Annotated in this window: 16 protein-coding genes and 3 tRNA genes; 10 read left to right on the top strand and 9 right to left on the bottom strand. The window is 71.4% G+C overall.

The genetic code is table 11. The features are described 5' to 3' along the window. The first annotated feature begins 34 nt into the window (after window positions 1-34). The 3 genes from OG247_RS20775 (at window position 35) to OG247_RS20765 (ending at window position 4,309) form a co-directional block, all read left to right on the top strand. On the top strand, window positions 35-1,651 hold the full coding sequence (locus tag OG247_RS20775) for a hypothetical protein (protein ID WP_327253651.1): 1,617 nt from the start codon (window positions 35-37) through the stop codon (window positions 1,649-1,651). Window positions 1,652-1,841: 190 nt separating this feature from the next. After that, complete coding sequence (locus tag OG247_RS20770; protein WP_327253650.1) at window positions 1,842-3,329, top strand: N,N-dimethylformamidase beta subunit family domain-containing protein; 1,488 nt, start codon at window positions 1,842-1,844, stop codon at window positions 3,327-3,329. Between the two features lie 77 nt (window positions 3,330-3,406). Then, window positions 3,407-4,309, top strand: coding sequence for a phosphoribosylaminoimidazolesuccinocarboxamide synthase (locus OG247_RS20765; protein ID WP_327253649.1), 903 nt, complete (start codon window positions 3,407-3,409; stop codon window positions 4,307-4,309). A 98-nt stretch (window positions 4,310-4,407) separates the two neighbouring features. Here OG247_RS20765 and OG247_RS20760 read toward each other — a convergent pair. The 6 genes from OG247_RS20760 to OG247_RS20735 form a co-directional block, all read right to left on the bottom strand. Further along, window positions 4,408-4,480, bottom strand: a tRNA-Gly gene (locus OG247_RS20760). Between the two features lie 24 nt (window positions 4,481-4,504). Beyond that, window positions 4,505-5,116: a response regulator transcription factor gene (locus OG247_RS20755; protein ID WP_266907114.1), complete on the bottom strand. Its 612-nt coding sequence runs from the start codon at window positions 5,114-5,116 to the stop codon at window positions 4,505-4,507. Next, complete coding sequence (locus OG247_RS20750; protein WP_327253648.1) at window positions 5,113-6,357, bottom strand: sensor histidine kinase; 1,245 nt, start codon at window positions 6,355-6,357, stop codon at window positions 5,113-5,115. Before OG247_RS20750 ends, OG247_RS20755 begins: the two co-directional genes overlap by 4 nt. 146 nt (window positions 6,358-6,503) lie before the next feature. Beyond that, window positions 6,504-6,576: transfer RNA gene (locus OG247_RS20745), tRNA-Gly, on the bottom strand. Between the two features lie 79 nt (window positions 6,577-6,655). Next, window positions 6,656-6,727: transfer RNA gene (locus tag OG247_RS20740), tRNA-Gly, on the bottom strand. Between the two features lie 86 nt (window positions 6,728-6,813). Next, a complete protein-coding gene (locus OG247_RS20735) occupies window positions 6,814-7,131 on the bottom strand; it encodes a histone-like nucleoid-structuring protein Lsr2 (protein WP_266879001.1) in 318 nt (105 codons plus the stop codon). 355 nt (window positions 7,132-7,486) lie between these two features. Here OG247_RS20735 and purS point away from each other — a divergent pair, with 355 nt between their 5' ends. The 6 genes from purS (at window position 7,487) to OG247_RS20705 (ending at window position 13,143) form a co-directional block, all read left to right on the top strand. Next, a complete protein-coding gene (gene purS / locus OG247_RS20730; RefSeq protein ID WP_008740952.1) occupies window positions 7,487-7,738 on the top strand; it encodes a phosphoribosylformylglycinamidine synthase subunit PurS in 252 nt (83 codons plus the stop codon). Between the two features lie 2 nt (window positions 7,739-7,740). Next, the gene (purQ, locus tag OG247_RS20725) at window positions 7,741-8,421 is read left to right on the top strand and encodes a phosphoribosylformylglycinamidine synthase subunit PurQ (RefSeq protein WP_243341167.1); all 681 of its coding nucleotides are present in this window, start codon (window positions 7,741-7,743) and stop codon (window positions 8,419-8,421) included. Further along, window positions 8,418-10,667, top strand: coding sequence for a phosphoribosylformylglycinamidine synthase subunit PurL (gene purL, locus OG247_RS20720; RefSeq protein WP_327253647.1), 2,250 nt, complete (start codon window positions 8,418-8,420; stop codon window positions 10,665-10,667). Before purQ ends, purL begins: the two co-directional genes overlap by 4 nt. 126 nt (window positions 10,668-10,793) lie before the next feature. Continuing rightward, complete coding sequence (locus OG247_RS20715; protein WP_327253646.1) at window positions 10,794-11,363, top strand: hypothetical protein; 570 nt, start codon at window positions 10,794-10,796, stop codon at window positions 11,361-11,363. A gap of 122 nt (window positions 11,364-11,485) precedes the next feature. Beyond that, the gene (locus tag OG247_RS20710; RefSeq protein WP_327253645.1) at window positions 11,486-12,277 is read left to right on the top strand and encodes a maleylpyruvate isomerase family mycothiol-dependent enzyme; all 792 of its coding nucleotides are present in this window, start codon (window positions 11,486-11,488) and stop codon (window positions 12,275-12,277) included. Between the two features lie 38 nt (window positions 12,278-12,315). Then, window positions 12,316-13,143 (top strand): META domain-containing protein, encoded by an 828-nt coding sequence (locus OG247_RS20705; RefSeq protein ID WP_327253644.1) that lies wholly within the window; start codon window positions 12,316-12,318, stop codon window positions 13,141-13,143. Window positions 13,144-13,152: 9 nt separating this feature from the next. On the opposite strand, the gene OG247_RS20700 is transcribed toward OG247_RS20705, so the two are convergent. The 3 genes from OG247_RS20700 to OG247_RS20690 all read right to left on the bottom strand — a co-directional run bounded on the left by OG247_RS20700 (window position 13,153) and on the right by OG247_RS20690 (window position 15,495). After that, on the bottom strand, window positions 13,153-13,758 hold the full coding sequence (locus OG247_RS20700) for an HIT family protein (protein ID WP_327253643.1): 606 nt from the start codon (window positions 13,756-13,758) through the stop codon (window positions 13,153-13,155). A gap of 53 nt (window positions 13,759-13,811) precedes the next feature. Beyond that, window positions 13,812-15,245 carry a sulfatase-like hydrolase/transferase gene (locus tag OG247_RS20695; protein WP_327253642.1) on the bottom strand — a complete coding sequence of 478 codons (1,434 nt, stop codon included), beginning with the start codon at window positions 15,243-15,245 and terminating at the stop codon, window positions 13,812-13,814. Window positions 15,246-15,399: 154 nt separating this feature from the next. Then, a complete protein-coding gene (locus tag OG247_RS20690) occupies window positions 15,400-15,495 on the bottom strand; it encodes a putative leader peptide (RefSeq protein ID WP_327253641.1) in 96 nt (31 codons plus the stop codon). Window positions 15,496-15,643: 148 nt separating this feature from the next. Here OG247_RS20690 and purF point away from each other — a divergent pair, with 148 nt between their 5' ends. Next, on the top strand, window positions 15,644-17,161 hold the full coding sequence (purF, locus tag OG247_RS20685; RefSeq protein WP_327253640.1) for an amidophosphoribosyltransferase: 1,518 nt from the start codon (window positions 15,644-15,646) through the stop codon (window positions 17,159-17,161). Window positions 17,162-17,192 lie beyond the last annotated feature (31 nt).

Here is a 17,192-nt window from a genome sequence, read left to right as displayed (position 1 = left end):
CGCCGCCGCGTGGCAGAGGGGGTGAGGTCCGGCCGTGTCCGGAACCGGTTCGATCGCTGAAGTGGGTACGCCGTCCGCGCGTTCCCGTGCCTTGGCCGTGCTGCGTGTGCGCAGCAGGGCACTGGCCGTCGGGCTGCTGCCCGCCGCGCTGGCCGTGGTGCTGGTGAGCGCCCGTACGACGGGCCGGCTCGCCGGTGACCCCTGGCCTGCCGTGACCCTCGCCGTGTGCGCCGTCGCCGCGTTCGTCCTGCTCGTCGGCGGGATCTTCGCCGCCGTCGTGCTGCGGGCGAGCCCCGCCATGACCCCGACCGTGCCCCTGTCGGAGTCCGCCGCCCCCGATCTCTACCGGCTCGTGCGGGACCTGGCGGACCGGATGGACGTTCCGGCGCCCTCCGCGATAGCCCTGACGCCCGACTGCGACAGCTGGCTGGAGGACCGCACGCACGCGGCGCACCGCCGTGCCCGCGGCCGCACCCACATATCAGGTGGGGCCGCCGGAGCCGGTGGCCCGGAGTGCGAGCCCGGCGCCGCCCCGGTGCTGGTGATCGGCTCGCCGTTCCTGTGGTGGATGAGGGTCGCCGAGCTGCGGGCCGTCCTCGCGCCCGTCGTCGCGGGTACGGGTCCCTCCGCGCACCCGGACATAGCCGACGCGCGCGGATTCGTACGGGGCCTCGACGCCGCCGTGGACGTGGGCGGCCGACGCTTCCTCGGCTGGATCGGCGCCCCCGCCCGGCTGCTGCTGCGGCTGTGCAGGGTGGACGCCGCCGAGATGGAGCGCGGGGTCGCCGCCGCGGCTTCGGACCGTGCACAGGGTGTGGATTACGCGCTGCGCATCGCCGCCCAGGAGCAGGTCGGGCTGGCCTACGCCGGCTGGGACCGGCTGCTGACCCGCGTCGCACTGCCCGCCTGGCGGATGGGCCGCTGGCCCGCGCACCTGGACGCGGGCGTCGTCTCCGCGCTGACCGAGCTGTCCCGCCGCGACCGGCTGGCCGACGGGTTCACCTCGCGGCTGGGCGAGCGCCCGGCGTGCGATCTGCTGGACCAGCCGGGTGCGGTGGACGAGGCCGCCTCGCTGCTGGCCGCGCGCCTCTTCCACGGCGGATCGGCCGAGGCCGGTCCGGACTGGTCGCCGGTGGACTGGGCGGCGTATCCGGAGGAGGTCGTCGACCGCAAATGGCGCACGGAGGCGGCCCGCCTGCTGGCCGCACTGGACGGGCTGTCGGCTTCGTCCGTGCCCGCCGCCTCCACGGTGGAGCGGGTGCTGACCCACCTCGCGGCCGCCGACGCCGACGCCCTGGCGGGCCGGCTGAGCGGTGACCTGGCGCGGGAGGCCGTGCCCGCCCTGGCGGCAGCCGCCGCGGGCCGCGGGGCCGACGCGCTGCCGCTGTTCCCGCTGGAGGCTCCGCGCAGCGGGCGGGACCTGCTGGCGGACCACGTCGTGGCGCTGGTGTGCTGCGCCGCCGTCGACTCCGCCGGGGGTGAGCCCGGCCTGGACTGGCTGGACGGGCCCGTCCTGCTGGTCGCCGGGGTGCGGCGGGCCGATCTGGCCGGACCGGTGTTGTCGCTCGTGGAGGACCGTGACCCCGGCCCGCTCCGGGACTGGCTCGCGGAGGTCGGCGTACGTCCCGAGAAGCCGGTCCGCCTGGTCTAGCCCGCGCCGCGGCCCCCGGGCCTCCGGCCTCTCGGGCCTCCGGCCTCTCGGGCCCCCCGAGCCCCAGGGCTGAGCCCTGCCGGGGTCCCTGTTGAACTTTTCGCGACGAACGGTGACGGAGTGCGTGCGTTATGTGATGTGCTGGGGACCGGTCGCGGCGTTCGGGGGAGCGAGGGAGGGGAGCAGCGGTATGGGTGCGGAGCAGATCCGGCGTTGGGAGTCAGGTGCGCTCGCGCACGCGGTGACCGATCCCTTCGGCCAGGGCCCCCTGCCGTGGTTCCGGGGGAGCGAGCTCTACTACGACGACAGCGGACAGGTCGTGCCCTGGTACGTGGACCCGGCCGTGGCCGCGGGGCCGGGCCAGCAGATCCCCCGCGCCCGTGGCGCGGGCGGCCCCCGCACCGCCGACGACGTGCACCGGCAGATCAAGGGGTTCAGCTCCACCGGAGCCGTCGCGCCCGGTGAGGCCATCGACTTCCACATCACCGTGGATCCGCCCCAGCAGTTCTCCGTGGACGTCTACCGCATCGGCCACTACGGCGGCGACGGCGCCTCCAAGATCACCACGAGCCCCCGCCTCTCCGGCATCGTCCAGCCCGCACCTCTGGCCGCGGACCGCACCGTCTCCTGCCACCACTGGTGGCTCTCCTGGCGGCTCCAGGTCCCCTCGTACTGGAGCGTCGGCGCCTATGTGGCGGTCCTGACGACCGCCGACGGGTACCGCTCGCACATCCCGTTCACGGTGCGCGACGACCACCCGGCCGATCTGCTGCTCCTGCTGCCCGACATCACCTGGCAGGCCTACAATCTTTACCCGGAGGACGGCAGAACGGGCGCGAGCCTCTACCACGCCTGGGACGAGGAGGGCCGGCTGCTCGGCGAGAGCGACGCCGCCATCACCGTCTCCTTCGACCGCCCCTACGCCGGCGCGGGCCTGCCCCTGCACGTGGGCCACGCCTACGACTTCATCCGCTGGGCCGAGCGCTACGGCTACGACCTGGCCTACGCCGATGCCCGCGACCTGCACGCCGGCCGCGTCGACCCCACCCGCTACCGCGGCCTGGTCTTCCCCGGCCACGACGAGTACTGGTCCGGCCCCATGCGCCGCACCGTCGAGCGAGCCCGCGACCACGGCACCTCGCTCGTCTTCCTCTCCGCCAACACCATGTACTGGCAAGTAGAGCTCTCCCCCTCGCCCTCCGGGGTCGACGACCGGCTCCTCACCTGCCGAAAACGCCGCGGCCCGGGCCGCCCCAGCCTCTGGCGCGAGGTGGACCGCCCGGAGCAGCAACTGCTCGGCATCCAGTACGCGGGACGGGTCCCCGAGCCCGCGCCGCTCATCGTGCGCAATGCCACGCACTGGCTCTGGGACTCCACCGGAGCCGTCGAGAACGACGAGCTGCCCGGCCTGGTCGCGGGCGAGGCCGACCGGTACTTCCCGCGCACGCAGCTCCCCGAGCACCAGAGCCGGATCCTGCTCGCGCACTCCCCGTACGAGGACGGCGACGGCCACCGCCGCCACCAGGAGACCTCCCTCTACCGGGCCCCCAGCGGCGCGCTGGTCTTCGCGTCCGGAACCTTCGCCTGGTCCCCGGCGCTCGACCGCCCCGGGCACGTGGACGAGCGGGTCCAGCGGGCCACCGCCAATCTCCTCGACCGCATCTGCAAGAGGGACTGACCGGACCCGTTGTCCGCGGTGGTGGGCAGGTGCGGGAGAATGGGCCGCGCGCTCGTACAGAACCACAGGGAGACTCCGTGCCCGGATTCGTCGAAAAGCCCGAGCCGGTCCAGGTGCCCGGCCTGGTCCACCTCCACACCGGCAAGGTCCGCGACCTCTACCGCGACGAGGACGGGAACCTGGTGATGGTCGCCAGCGACCGCATCTCCGCCGCCGACTGGGTGCTGCCCACCGAGATCCCGGACAAGGGCCGGATCCTGACGCAGCTCTCCCTGTGGTGGTTCGACCAGCTCGCGGACCTCGTCCCGAACCACGTCATCAGCACCGAGCTGCCCGCCGGCGCCCCCGCCGACTGGGCCGGCCGCGCCCTGGTCTGCCGGAACCTCGACATGGTCCCCGTCGAGTGCGTGGCCCGCGGCTACCTGACCGGCTCGGGCCTCGCCGAGTACGAGAAGACCCGTACGGTCTGCGGACTGGGCCTGCCCGAGGGCCTGGTCGACGGCTCCGAGCTGCCCGGCCCGATCTTCACCCCTGCCGCCAAGGCCGAGGTCGGCGAGCACGACGAGAACGTCTCCTACGAGGAGGTCGCGCGCACCCAGGGCGCCGAAACGGCCGCCCTGCTGCGCCAGACCACCCTCGCCGTCTACGGCCGGGCCCGGGACATCGCCCGCGACCGCGGGATCATCCTGGCGGACACCAAGTTCGAGTTCGGCTTCGACAAGGACGGGAACCTGGTCGCCGCCGACGAGGTGCTGACCCCGGACTCCTCGCGCTTCTGGCCGGCCGACCTGTGGGAGCCGGGCCACAGCCAGCCGTCCTTCGACAAGCAGTACGTCCGCGACTGGCTGTCCTCCCCGGCCTCCGGCTGGGACTCCAAGGGCGAACTCCCGCCGCCCGCCCTCCCGCGGGAGGTCGTGGAGCAGACCCGCTCCCGGTACGTGGAGGCCTACGAGCGGCTCACCGGCCAGACCTGGTCCTGAGGCCACGAGCGGGAAGGGGCCCCGGAAACGGGGCCCCTTCCCGCGGCCCCGGAAACGAAGGAAGCCCCGGTCCGAGGACCGGGGCTTCTTCACTGCTGAGCGGACAACGCGACTCGAACGCGCGACATCCACCTTGGCAAGGTGGTGCTCTACCAACTGAGCTATGTCCGCAGGTGCGCCTTAGCGCGAGAACTACTATACCCAACCCCGGGCCCGTGCGAGACGCACTGCCGTGTGCCGGTTCTCGGCCCCCAGCTTCGTCGCCGCCGAGGACAGGTAGTTCCGGACCGTCCCCGGGGACAGCGAAGCCCGCTCCGCGATCTCCGCGATCGGCGCCCCGTCCCCCGCCAGTTCCAGCACCTCGGCCTCGCGGGCCGTCAGCGGCGAGTCGCCGGCGCTGATCGCGTCGGCCGCCAACTCCGGGTCCACATAACGGCCTCCGGCGTGCACGGTCCGGATCAGCTCGGCCAGCCGCTGCGCCGAGACGGTCTTCGGCGCGAAGGCCCGTACGCCCGCGGCGAGGGCCCGCTTCAGGTGCCCGGGCCTGCCGTGGCTGGTCACGATCATGGTCTTGCAGTCGGGGAGTTCGGCCCGCAGGGATGTGGCCACGCTCACACCGTCGGCCCCCGGCATCTGCAGGTCCAGCACCGCCACGTCCGGCCGGTGGGCCCGCGCCATCGCGAGCGCCTCCGGCCCCGAGGCGGCCTCGGCGACGACCAGCAGATCGTCCTCCAGTCCCAGCAGTGCGGCGAGCGCGCCCCGGATCAGGTGCTCGTCGTCCGCCAGCAGTACGCGTACGGGGCTCATGCCCGCGCCTCCAGTCCTCGGATCGTCCCGGCCGGTGGGCCGGGAATCTGCGCCCGCAGCCGGAACCGCCCGCCGGACACCGGGCCGGCTTCCAGCGTGCCGTCCAGCACCGCGAGCCGTTCGCGCAGGCCCGCGAGGCCCGAGCCCGGCGGCCCGGCCGGGGCCTTGGGAGCCCCGTCGTTCTCCACCACCAGCGTGAGCGCGCCCGAGGGGCCCGCCGTCAGCCGGATCACGCAGCTGCGGGCGTCGCCGTGCCGCAGCACGTTCGTCGTCGCCTCGCGCACCACCCAGCCGAGCGCCGACTGGGCCTCGGCGGGCAGTTCGCGGCCCTGTTCGTACTCGACCAGGCAGTCCATCCCGGCCGCGTGCAGCACTCCGCGCGCACCCTCCAGCTCCACCGCGAGGTTCGCCTCCCGGTAGCCGCGGACCACGTCGCGGACCTCCTTCTGGGACTCCCGGGCGATCCGCTGCACCTCGATCATCTGGTCGACCGCTTCGGGGCGTTCGCGCCGCGCGAGCTGTACGGCCAGCTCGCTCTTGAGGGCGATCACCGCCAGGTTGCGGCCCATCACGTCGTGCAGGTCCCGGCCGAACCGCAGCCGCTCCTCGGCCACCGCGAGCTGTGCCTGGACCTCGCGGGCCCGGTCCAGCTCGTACACGGTGTCGAGCAGCCAGCCGGAGAACCCGCAGGCGAAGCAGAAGAAAGCGCTGGTCAGCAGCGCCCCGACGGCCAGACCGGCGGACTCGCCCGCCGAGATGCCGAAGGCGAGGGCCGCAAGGCCGACGAAGACGGCCGTGGCCGGAGCCACGTAGCGCATCTGGCGAACCTTGCGCAGGCACAGGACGAGCGTGCCGCTGGTGAAGCAGGTCGTGCCGACGATGAGGGTCGGAACCACTGCGGGGTCGCCGGTGAGGCCGGCCGTCCCCAGGCCGAGGACCCCCACGGTGGTGGATGCGGTCAGGGCGATGACGGCGACCGCGAGCCGCACCGGGCACTCGCGCCGGCCCAGGATCCAGTCGAGCGCCCGGGAGGAGAGGAAGCCGACGAGCAGGGAGTGCGCGCACACCGTGAGGAAGAGCGTGACCGTGACCAGCACGGGGGCCTTGCCGGCGGTCGACCCGAGCACGGCCAGTCCGATGGACACGATCTCGATGGCCACGAAGAAGTGGAACGACCACCGCGTGTACAGCTCGACCTTCCCCGCGCTGCTGCGGTTCTTCCACCACCCGCTGAGTTTCATGGCCCCAGTCTCGCGGCCCCCGGGCCGGGCGGGCCATGACACCTGTCATGGATCTCCGATAACCCGGGACGGACGGAAGGACAGAAGAACACAAGGACGGACATACGACAAAGGCCCCGGTCAATGACCGGGGCCTTCGTACACTGAGCGGACGACGCGACTCGAACGCGCGACATCCACCTTGGCAAGGTGGTGCTCTACCAACTGAGCTACGTCCGCATGCTTCCCACGACAAAACTGCCGTGCGATGCGTGCATCACTCTACCTGATCCACAACCGTGGCCGGTAAAGCGAGCAGAGCGGGTGACAGGGATCGCACACTGCGCCTTCCCCCTGGAAGGGGGATGTTCTGCTACTGAACTACACCCGCACGACTTCGGGGTCTGACCTGCGGCCTCGCCCCTTGGCGTGATCCACACACTAGCGGATCGGTGGGGGTGGATGGCAAATCGGCTCTCAGTGAGCCGCGTTGTACTCCTCGTAGACCTTCTTCGGGATCCGGCCGCGGGGCGGGACGTCGAGCTGGTTGGAGCGGGCCCAGGCCCGGACGACCGCCGGGTCGGGGGCGATGGAGGTGTGCTTGAAGGTCTTCCCGGAGCGGGCCTGCCGGCGGCCGGCGGCCACGAACGGGGCGAGGCTCTTCCGCAGTTTCTTTGCGTTGGCCACATTGAGGTCGATCTCGTACGACTTACCGTCCAGCCCGAAGACGACCGTTTCCGATGCATCTCCGCCATCGATGTCGTCGGAGATCGTGACTACTACGCGCTGCGCCACGGATATCGGTCCCTTCGTGCGACGCCGCTCCCCGCTGACGTGCGCGGACGAGGCGGTGATGTCGCCTGTGTGGATGTTTCGGAGGAATGCATCTTTCTGGCGTCGCCGTGCACCGAAAAATGCCGGCGCAACGGAGGAATCCTTTGTACCCCGATTCTCATTGCATTGCGAAGCCCAGTTAATTATCTCCGCGTGTCCCGCCGCAATGCCGGGTGCGTGGTTTTCCGGCGGATTTTGCGAAGCGTTGGTGAAGCGGAAACGACCGGAGGATCGTACAAGAGCGAAATCTACCCGCGTAGAAATTTCCGCCGGGTACGCTGAGGGAACCGCCTTCGCACCAACCACCTCATCGGGAGTGCCAGTGGCACGCGTCGTAGTCGACGTCATGCTCAAGCCGGAGATCCTCGACCCCCAGGGCCAGGCGGTGCAGCGTGCACTGCCGCGCCTGGGCTTCGAAGGGATCGCCGACGTCCGCCAGGGGAAGCGCTTCGAACTGGAGGTGGAGGGACCGGTCGACCAGGCCGCCCTCGACCGCATCCACAAGATGGCCGAAACCTTCCTCGCCAACACCGTCATCGAAGACTTCACCGTGAAGGTCGAGGCCTGACGGTGACCACTCGCATCGGAGTCGTCACGTTCCCCGGAACGCTCGACGACCGTGACTCGCTGCGCGCCGTGCGCCTCGCGGGAGCCGAGCCCGTATCGCTCTGGCACCGCGACAAGGACCTCCACCAGGTCGACGCGGTCGTCCTCGCGGGCGGCTTCTCCTACGGGGACTACCTGCGCGCCGGAGCCATCTCCCGCTTCTCACCGGTGATGGAGAGCATCATCGAGCAGGCCAAGGGCGGCATGCCCGTCCTCGGCATCTGCAACGGCTTCCAGATCCTCACCGAGGCCCACCTGCTGCCGGGGGCGATGCTCCGCAACAACCACCTGCACTTCATCTGCCGCGACCAGAAGCTGCGGGTGGAGAACACGGAGACCGCCTGGACCGGCGACTACACCGCCGGCGAGGAGATCTCCGTACCGCTCAAGAACATGGACGGCCGCTACGTGGCCGACGAGCGGGTGCTGGACGAACTGGAGGCCGAAGGGCGCGTGGCCTTCCGGTACGTAGACGTCAACCCGAACGGCTCGCTGCGCGACATCGCCGGCATCACCAACGCCGCGGGCAACGTCGTCGGCCTCATGCCGCACCCCGAGCACGCGGTCGAGCCGCTGATCGGGACGGGCCGCACCGACGGCCTCCCGTTCTTCACCTCGGTCCTGAAGAAGCTGGTCAGCGCATGAGCCTCGACACCGTCAAGAACGCCACCGAGACCCCGGACGCCTCCCAGCCCTGGAAGGAACTCGGCCTCAAGGAGGACGAGTACGCCCGGATCCGCGAGATCCTCGACCGCCGTCCCACCGGCGCCGAGCTCGCCATGTACTCCGTCATGTGGTCCGAGCACTGCTCGTACAAGAGCAGCAAGGTCCACCTGAAGCAGTTCGGCGAGAAGGTCCCGCAGAACGACGCCATGCTCGTCGGCATCGGCGAGAACGCCGGAGTCGTCGACGTCGGCCAGGGTTACGCGGTCACCTTCAAGGTCGAGTCGCACAACCACCCGAGCTACATCGAGCCCTACCAGGGTGCGGCCACCGGCATCGGCGGCATCGTCCGCGACATCCTCGCCATGGGCGCCCGCCCCGTCGCCGTCGTCGACCCGCTGCGCTTCGGCGCGGCCGACCACCCCGACACCAAGCGCGTCCTGCCGGGCGTCGTCGCGGGCATCGGCGGCTACGGCAACTGCCTCGGCCTGCCGAACATCGGCGGCGAGGTCGTCTTCGACGCCTGCTACCAGGGCAACCCCCTCGTCAACGCCGGCTGCATCGGCGTCATGAAGCACGAGGACATCCACCTCGCCAAGGCCTCCGGCCCCGGCAACAAGGTCATCCTCTACGGCGCCCGCACGGGCGGCGACGGCATCGGCGGCGTCTCCGTCCTCGCCTCGGAGACCTTCGACGACACGAAGCCGACCAAGCGTCCGGCGGTCCAGGTCGGGGACCCCTTCCAGGAGAAGCTCCTCATCGAGTGCACCCTGGAGATCTTCAAGGAGAAGCTGGTCGCGGGCATCCAGGACCTCGGCGGCGCCGGGCTCTCCTGCGCCACGAGCGAGCTGGCCTCCGCCGGCACCGGCGGCATGCGCGTCGACCTCGACACCGTGCCGCTGCGCGACGCGACGCTCTCGCCCGAGGAAATCCTCATGAGCGAGTCGCAGGAGCGCATGTGCGCGATCGTCGAACCGCAGTACGTGGACCGCTTCATGGAGATCTGCGAGAAGTGGGACGTCATCGCCACCGTCATCGGTGAGGTGACCGAGGGCGACCACCTGGAGATCTACTGGCACGGCGAGCTCATCGTGGACGTGCCCCCGGGCACCGTCGCCCACGAGGGCCCGACCTACCACCGCCCGTACGCCCGTCCCTCCTGGCAGGACGCGCTCCAGGCCGACGACGCCGGCAAGCTGCCCCGCCCGCAGACCTCCGAGGAACTGCGCGCGCAGGTCCTGGCCCTGGTCTCGTCGCCGAACCAGGCCTCGAAGTCCTGGATCACCGACCAGTACGACCGCTTCGTCCAGGGCAACACGGTGCTCTCGCAGCCCGAGGACGCCGGCATGGTCCGCATCGACGAGGAGACCAACCTCGGCGTCGCCATGTCCACCGACGGCAACGGCCGTTACGCGAAGCTCGACCCCTACACGGGTGCGCAGCTCGCGCTGGCCGAGTCCTACCGCAACGTGGCCGCGACCGGCGCGAAGCCCCTCGCGATCTCCGACTGCCTGAACTTCGGCTCCCCCGAGGACCCGGACGTCATGTGGCAGTTCGCCGAGGCCTGCCGCGGTCTCGCGGACGGCTGTCTGGAGCTGGGCACCCCGGTGACCGGCGGCAACGTCTCCCTCTACAACCAGACGGGCGACATCGCGATCCACCCGACCCCGGTCGTGGCGGTCCTCGGTGTGATCGACGACGTCAACCGCCGTACGCCGATGGCGTTCGCGGAGGCCGGCCAGCTGCTGTACCTGCTCGGCGACACCGCCGAGGAGTTCGGCGGTTCCGCCTGGTCCGAGGTGGTCCACCAGCACCTCGGCGGCATGCCGCCCAAGGTGGACCTGGGCCGCGAGAAGCTCCTCGCGGAGATCCTGATCTCGGCCTCGCGCGACGGCATGATCGACGCCGCGCACGACCTGTCCGACGGCGGCGTGATCCAGGCGCTCACCGAGTCCTGCCTGCGCGGCGGCAACGGTGCGCGGATCGTGGTGCCGGAGGCGCTGGACGCCTTCACCTTCCTGTTCTCCGAGTCCGCGGGCCGGGCCATCGTGGCCGTCCCGCGCAGCGAGGAGCTCCGCTTCACCGACATGTGCGGTGCGCGGGGCCTGCCGGCGACCCGGATCGGTGTGGTCGACGGCGAGGAGATCGAGATCCAGGGCGAGTTCACCCTCCCCTTGACCGAGCTCCGCACCGCGCACGAGACCACGATCCCGGCGCTGCTCGCCTGAGCCGCCCGTTTTTCCGAGCCCCCGTCCGGAACCTTTCCGGGCGGGGGCTCGTCCGTTCCGGCAGGACGTCCGCACGGGGGGCGGCCGCGGGGGAGGACCGGGGAAGGACCGGGGAAGGGGGGACGGATGTCCGGGATCAGGGGCCGAAGGCTCGGTACGGGCGGGGTGTTGCTGGTCGTGGCCGCCGTGGGCGTCGGCGGCTGGTTCGGGTACGACTGGAACCAGACCCGTCAGGACCGCGCGCGGAGCCGGGCGGAGATCACGGAGGCCTGCGAGGGCCTGGTCGACCCGGGGCGGGTGATGCGGCTCGGCATCCCCTCGGACAAGGTGGACGCCGGTGAGCGCGGGGACCGCCTGTGCGTCCTGCGCAGGGCCGGGATGTTCGAGGGCCAGGAGGACATGTACGAGTTCTTCTCGCTCGGGGTGGCGCACTCCACCGGACCCGTCGTCAACGCGGGCCGGTACGACTACGACGGCGGCCGCACCGTGGCGGTGACGGCGGCGTGCGCGAAGACCGCCGAAGGCACCGGGCCGACCTCCGTCCGGGCCACGGCCACCTCCCTCTACGAGAACGCCGACTTCGCCGATCCCCGGGAGCTGGCCGTGCTGGCCAGGGAAGCAGCACTGCGCGCGGCCGCGAAGCGGGGCTGCGCGACGCGGCTGCCCGAGGTGCCGCAGGATCTGCGGCGCGGCTGACCCCAGCGGTCTTGGGGCCGTCCGTCTGTCGGGCCGTCCGTCCGTCGGGCCGTCCGTCCCGGCTGCCGGGAATCGGCTGCCGGGTCCTGCTCCCCGCGCGCCCGGCGGCGTAGGGTCGGCCCATGCCTCCCGCGAAGAAGAAGCCGCGTACCTACGACCACGCCAGGACCCGTACGGCCGTCCTCGCGCAGTTCGGTCATGTACGGGACGCCGTACGGGAGTTGGATGCAGAGCAGCTCGCCGGGCCCAGCGGGGTCGGGGACTGGTCCGTCGCGGAGCTGGCCGCGCACATCGCGTGGATCGCCGACTCGCTGGCCGGCGGTCTCGCCCGGCCGCCGGCCGCCGTCGCCGAACTGTCCGCCGCCGAGTGGCCCTTCGCGACGGCCTCGCTCGCCGGGAAGATCGCCGAGGCCGCCAAGGAGACCCTGGAGGGCGCACCGCTCGCCGAGCTCTACGACCGGGCCGGAGCCCGCCTGGCCGAGGCGCTCGCCGCGAATCCCGGCGGCCGCGTGCTCGACCTGTGGATCGGGGCCATGACCCTGGCCGACTTCCTGGTCACCCGCACGGTCGAGCTCGTCGTCCACACCGACGACCTGCGCCGCGCCACCGGATTGGACGTCCCCGTGGACCGCCAGGCCCTGGCGGCCTGCACCCGGCTGCTCGCCGACGCCCTCGCGCTCAAGGCTCCGGGCGGGGCGGTGGAGTTCCGTGTCCCGCCGTTCGCGGTGGTGCAGTGCGTCGAGGGGCCCCGGCACACCCGCGGCACCCCGCCGAACGTGGTGGAGACCGACCCGCTGACCTGGATCCGGCTCGCCACCGGCCGTACGAGCTGGGCCGAAGCACTGGACGGGGCCCAGGTCCGGGCCAGCGGCGAGCGTGCGGACCTGTCGGCGCTGCTCCCCCTGATGAGCTGACCCGGGAACCGGTTCGCGGCCGGCCGCGTCCCATCGGCATGCGTACGCTGCCGCTCCTCCCCGCCGCCCTGGTCACCGTACTCGCGCTGTCCGCCACCGCCACCGCCTGCGGTGACGGTGGCGGGACGCCGGGGACGGGCCCCGGCCGCGGGTTCTCCGGATCCTGGTCGGTCGAGAGCCTGACCGTCGACGGCAAGGTGCTGAGCGCTCCCGCCGCCGCCAGGCTGTCCGTGGAGCCGGGCAAGGGCTACGAGGCCGAAGCCACCGGCAACTACGGCTGCAACGGCTTCACCGCCGCGGTGGTCTTCGACTCGGCGGCCACCATGACGGTGTCGCCCGGCGTCCACACCGAGATGGCCTGTCCGGACCTGCCGTTCGAGACGGCCTTCGCCAAGCTGTTCCAGGGCCGGCTGACCGTGGAACAGGGCCAGGAGAAGATCACGTTGAAGAGCCCGGACGGGAGCGTGATCGCCCTGAGCTCGAAGCCCCCGGCGCCCGCCGCCCCGCTCGTCGCCACACAGTGGACCGTCGACTCCCTGATCAAGGGGGAGACGGCATCCTCGGTCCCGGCCGGCGCCGAGGGCCGGGCCCGCTTCACCGTCGCCGCGGACGGGACGGTGAGCGGCAACCTCGGCTGCAACCGCTTCAACGCGTCGGCCGCCGTCGAGGGCAACCGGCTCACCGTCGGCCCCCTCACCACCACCCGGATGGCCTGCGAGGGCGGACCCGGAGAGGTGGAGCGGGTCCTCACCGAGCTGTTCGGCAGCGGCCCGCTCGACTGGAAGGTCCAGGGCGACGCCCTCACCCTCACCGCGACCGGTTCGGGCACCGCCATCACCGCCAAGGCGGCCTCGGCCGTCGAGTGACCTCCGGTCTCAGACGTGCGCGGTCCCGCCGTCCTTCGCCATCGCCGCGGCGATCCGACGCGCGGACTCGGCCCACACCTCGTCCGGGAGCTTCGGCAGCACGTCGTCCCACAGGGGCAGACAGGAGCCGCGCAGCTGCAGCATTCCCTCGGGGCGGGCCATCAGGAAGAGGTGCAGGTGGGCGCCGCCGTCCCCCCACTTGTTCACATGGACGCGGGCGATCCCGTCCAGCGTCCGGATCGCCCGCTCCACGCGCTGGAGCATCGCGCCGAGCTCGGCCGCCCGCTCGGACGGCAGGTCCAGCAGGTCGTGGTGGCCGCGCGGCACCAGCATCACTGCCGCCGGCAGCGCGCCGTGCTCGCCGTGCAGCCGCCAGTGCTCGTTCGTCCACAGGAAGCTCGAGTCCGGTCGGGCGCAGGAGCGACAGGTGTCCGGCCCGGCCTCCCCGGTGCGGGGCGGCTCGGGCAGTACCGGCTCCTCCAGCACCTTGATCCGCAGGTCTCCCTCGTACGGGAAGATCTCCCAGAACGGGATGCCGTCGGCGGGGAAGGGGATCCGCTCGCCGATCGGCAAACCACGTACGTACGCACTGGGTTCGGGTATCGCATCGCTCATGATCCACAGCTTTCCACAGGCTGTGGATCACGTCACCGACCCGGGACGGGCGATCAGCCCGGGTACGGCAGCAGCCCCGCGTCCGTCTTCTCCCAGGCCGCCCGCAGTTCGGCCAGCCGGGCCGGCTCCAGTGCCGCCTTGTCGGCCTGTTCGCGGATGTCCACGGCCAGGTTGAAGAGCTGGTCGCGGCCCGCCTTGCCGCGGTAGTACTTCCAGTCGCCGCGGCGCAGCGCCCGCTCGCCGCGCACCCGCCAGAACAGGTTCCGCTCGGCGGCCTTCTCGCCGCGCAGCAGGTATCCGGCCAGGCTGACCCCGTCCAGCGGGTACGCCGGATGGGCGCGGGCGCCCGCCAGTTCCAGCAGGGTGGCCGTCCAGTCCGGGGTGAAGACCGGCACGTGGCTGACCTGGCCGCCGTCGAGCCGGGCGGGCCAGCGCACGATGTTCGGGACGCGGATGCCGCCCTCCTGGAGGGAGGCCTTGTTGCCGGAGAGCGGCCAGTTGTAGGAGAACCGCTCGCCGCCGTTGTCGCTGGAGAAGAAGACCAGGGTGTCCTCCTCCTGGCCGGAGCGCTTGAGCGCCTTCAGCACCTCGCCGACCGAGCGGTCGAGGTCCTCCACCATCTGCTTGTACTTCTCGACGGACCCGCCGTCCTGGTGCCACAGGGCCCGCCCGTCACCGGCCTTGATCCGGCGCGTCACCTCGGCGCTCGCCTCGGTGTCCCCGTCGGCGATCCACGGCCAGTGCGGGGTGGTGAAGTTGAGGTTCAGCAGCCACGGCTTGTCTCCGTGGTCGCGGGAGACGTACTCACTGGCGCGCTCGGTCAGGATCCGCGTGTAGTAGCGCAGGTCCTTGTACTCGGCGTCGCCCTCGTAGAGGTCGTACTCCCCGCCCAGGCCCAGCTTGGAGTAGTACTCCAGGGCTCCGCCGAAGTTGCCGAAGAACTCGTCCCAGCCGGACTTGGTCGGGCTGTAGTCGGGCAGGTAGCCGCAGTGCCACTTGCCTATCAGCGCCGTGGCGTAGCCGGAGTCGCGCAGCAGCGAGGCGAGCGTCGGGTGGGTCGGCTCCAGGCCCGCCGACTTGTCGGCGATGGGCTCGGCGAGCCCGCCCTTGGTGCGGCCGGGGTAGCGGCCGGTGTAGAGGCTGAAGCGGGTCGGGGAGCAGGTCGCGGAGCCGGAGTAGGCGTCGGTGAAGCGGACGCCCTGGCGGGCGAGCCGGTCCAGGTTCGGGGTCTTGATGTGCGGGGAGCCGTAGGAGGACAGGTCGGCCCAGCCGAGGTCGTCCCCGAGGATGAACAGGATGTTCGGGCGGCGGGAACGGCGTCCCCGCTGGGCCCTGAACTCCCGTTCCTGCGGGCCCGCGTGCGGGGCTTCGGCGGGCGCGGCCTGGGCCGGGGCGGCGACGCCCAGCCCCACCGCCGCGGCGGCGGCGGTCGCTCCGACGGCGCCGCCGAAGGCGCGCCGGGACAGGTTGGGTTCGTACGAGGTCACGGGTGCTCCAGAGCAAGGCCCGCCGGCCCTCCGGCGCGGGGCCGGCTCCGGGCAGCGCGGGACGGCGCGGGGCACGGCGGAGGGCACGGCGGAGCAGAACACGACCGGAAAGCGGCGGGGAAAGGCGAAAAAGGAAAAGGAAAAGCGGCGCGAGCTACGCGAAACAGCGACAGATGGCGCTGGCGACACGGACGAGGTCCACGTGTCGGCGCGCGACGAGGGTGACGGTGCGGTCACCGAGAGGCTGCATGAGCCGGAGCTTGTACGAAACGACAGGCGACTGTCAACCAGGGCAATCCGGATATTGAGACGAACAGGTTCCGTCACCCTGCGTGCTGTGACATTTCCCGGGCATCCCCAATTCGGACCAGTGGTCGATCTCGCCTACACTCGGGGGCGTGCCTCGTGGTGATGGACGACTCAACCACGACCTGCTCCCCGGCGAAAAGGGCCCCCAGGACGCTTGCGGCGTCTTCGGTGTCTGGGCTCCGGGTGAAGAGGTCGCCAAGCTCACCTACTTCGGACTGTATGCATTGCAGCACCGCGGACAAGAGTCCGCGGGCATCGCTGTGAGCAACGGTTCCCAGATCCTCGTCTTCAAGGACATGGGCCTCGTTTCCCAGGTCTTCGACGAAACCTCTCTCGGCTCGCTCCAGGGTCATATCGCGGTCGGTCACGCCCGCTACTCGACCACTGGTGCCTCCGTCTGGGAGAACGCTCAGCCGACCTTCCGTGCGACCGCCCACGGCTCCATTGCCCTGGGTCACAACGGCAACTTGGTGAACACCGCCGAGCTCGCCGAGATGGTCGCCGACCTCCCTCGTCAGGACGGCCGTGCCACCCAGGTGGCGGCCACCAACGACACCGATCTGGTCACCGCCCTGCTGGCCGGCCAGACGGACGACGACGGCAAGCCCCTGACCATCGAGGAGTCGGCCACCAAGGTCCTCCCGAAGGTGAAGGGCGCCTTCTCGCTCGTCTTCATGGACGAGGGAACGCTCTACACCGCCCGTGACCCGCAGGGCATCCGCCCGCTGGTCCTCGGCCGCCTGGAGCGCGGCTGGGTGGTGGCGAGCGAGACCGCCGCCCTCGACATCTGCGGCGCCAGCTTCGTCCGCGAGGTCGAGCCGGGCGAGCTCATCGCGATCGACGAGAACGGTCTGCGGACCTCCCGCTTCGCGGAAGCAAAGCCCAAGGGCTGTGTCTTCGAGTACGTCTACCTGGCGCGCCCGGACACCGACATCGCCGGCCGGAACGTCTACCTCTCGCGTGTCGAGATGGGACGGCGCCTGGCCAAGGAAGCCCCGGCCGATGCCGACCTGGTGATATCGACACCGGAATCGGGCACGCCGGCCGCGGTCGGCTACGCGGAGGCCAGCGGGATCCCGTACGGCGTCGGCCTGGTCAAGAACGCCTACGTGGGCCGGACCTTCATCCAGCCCTCGCAGACGATCCGCCAGCTCGGCATCCGCCTCAAGCTCAACCCCCTCAAGGAAGTCATCCGGGGCAAGCGCCTGGTGGTCGTCGACGACTCGATCGTCCGCGGCAACACCCAGCGCGCCCTGGTCAAGATGCTCCGCGAGGCCGGCGCGGCGGAGGTCCACATCCGGATCTCCTCGCCGCCGGTGAAGTGGCCGTGCTTCTTCGGCATCGACTTCGCCACCCGGGCCGAGCTGATCGCCAACGGCATGACGGTCGACGAGATCGCCACGTCGCTGGGCGCGGACTCGCTCTCGTACATCTCGCTCGACTCGATGATCGAGGCGACGACCATCCAGAAGCCCAACCTCTGCCGTGCCTGCTTCGACGGCGTGTACCCCATGGAACTGCCCGACCCGCAGCTCCTGGGCAAGCAGCTCCTGGAGTCGGAGCTGGCCGGCGGCACCGACGCCGCCGACGCACTCCGGCGCCCGTAGAGCCCGAGGCAACGCCGCGGTCCGCGGGCTC

Source organism: Streptomyces sp. NBC_01244 (assembly GCF_035987325.1).
GTDB lineage: Bacteria > Actinomycetota > Actinomycetes > Streptomycetales > Streptomycetaceae > Streptomyces.
This window is presented reverse-complemented; position numbering and strand designations above follow the sequence as displayed.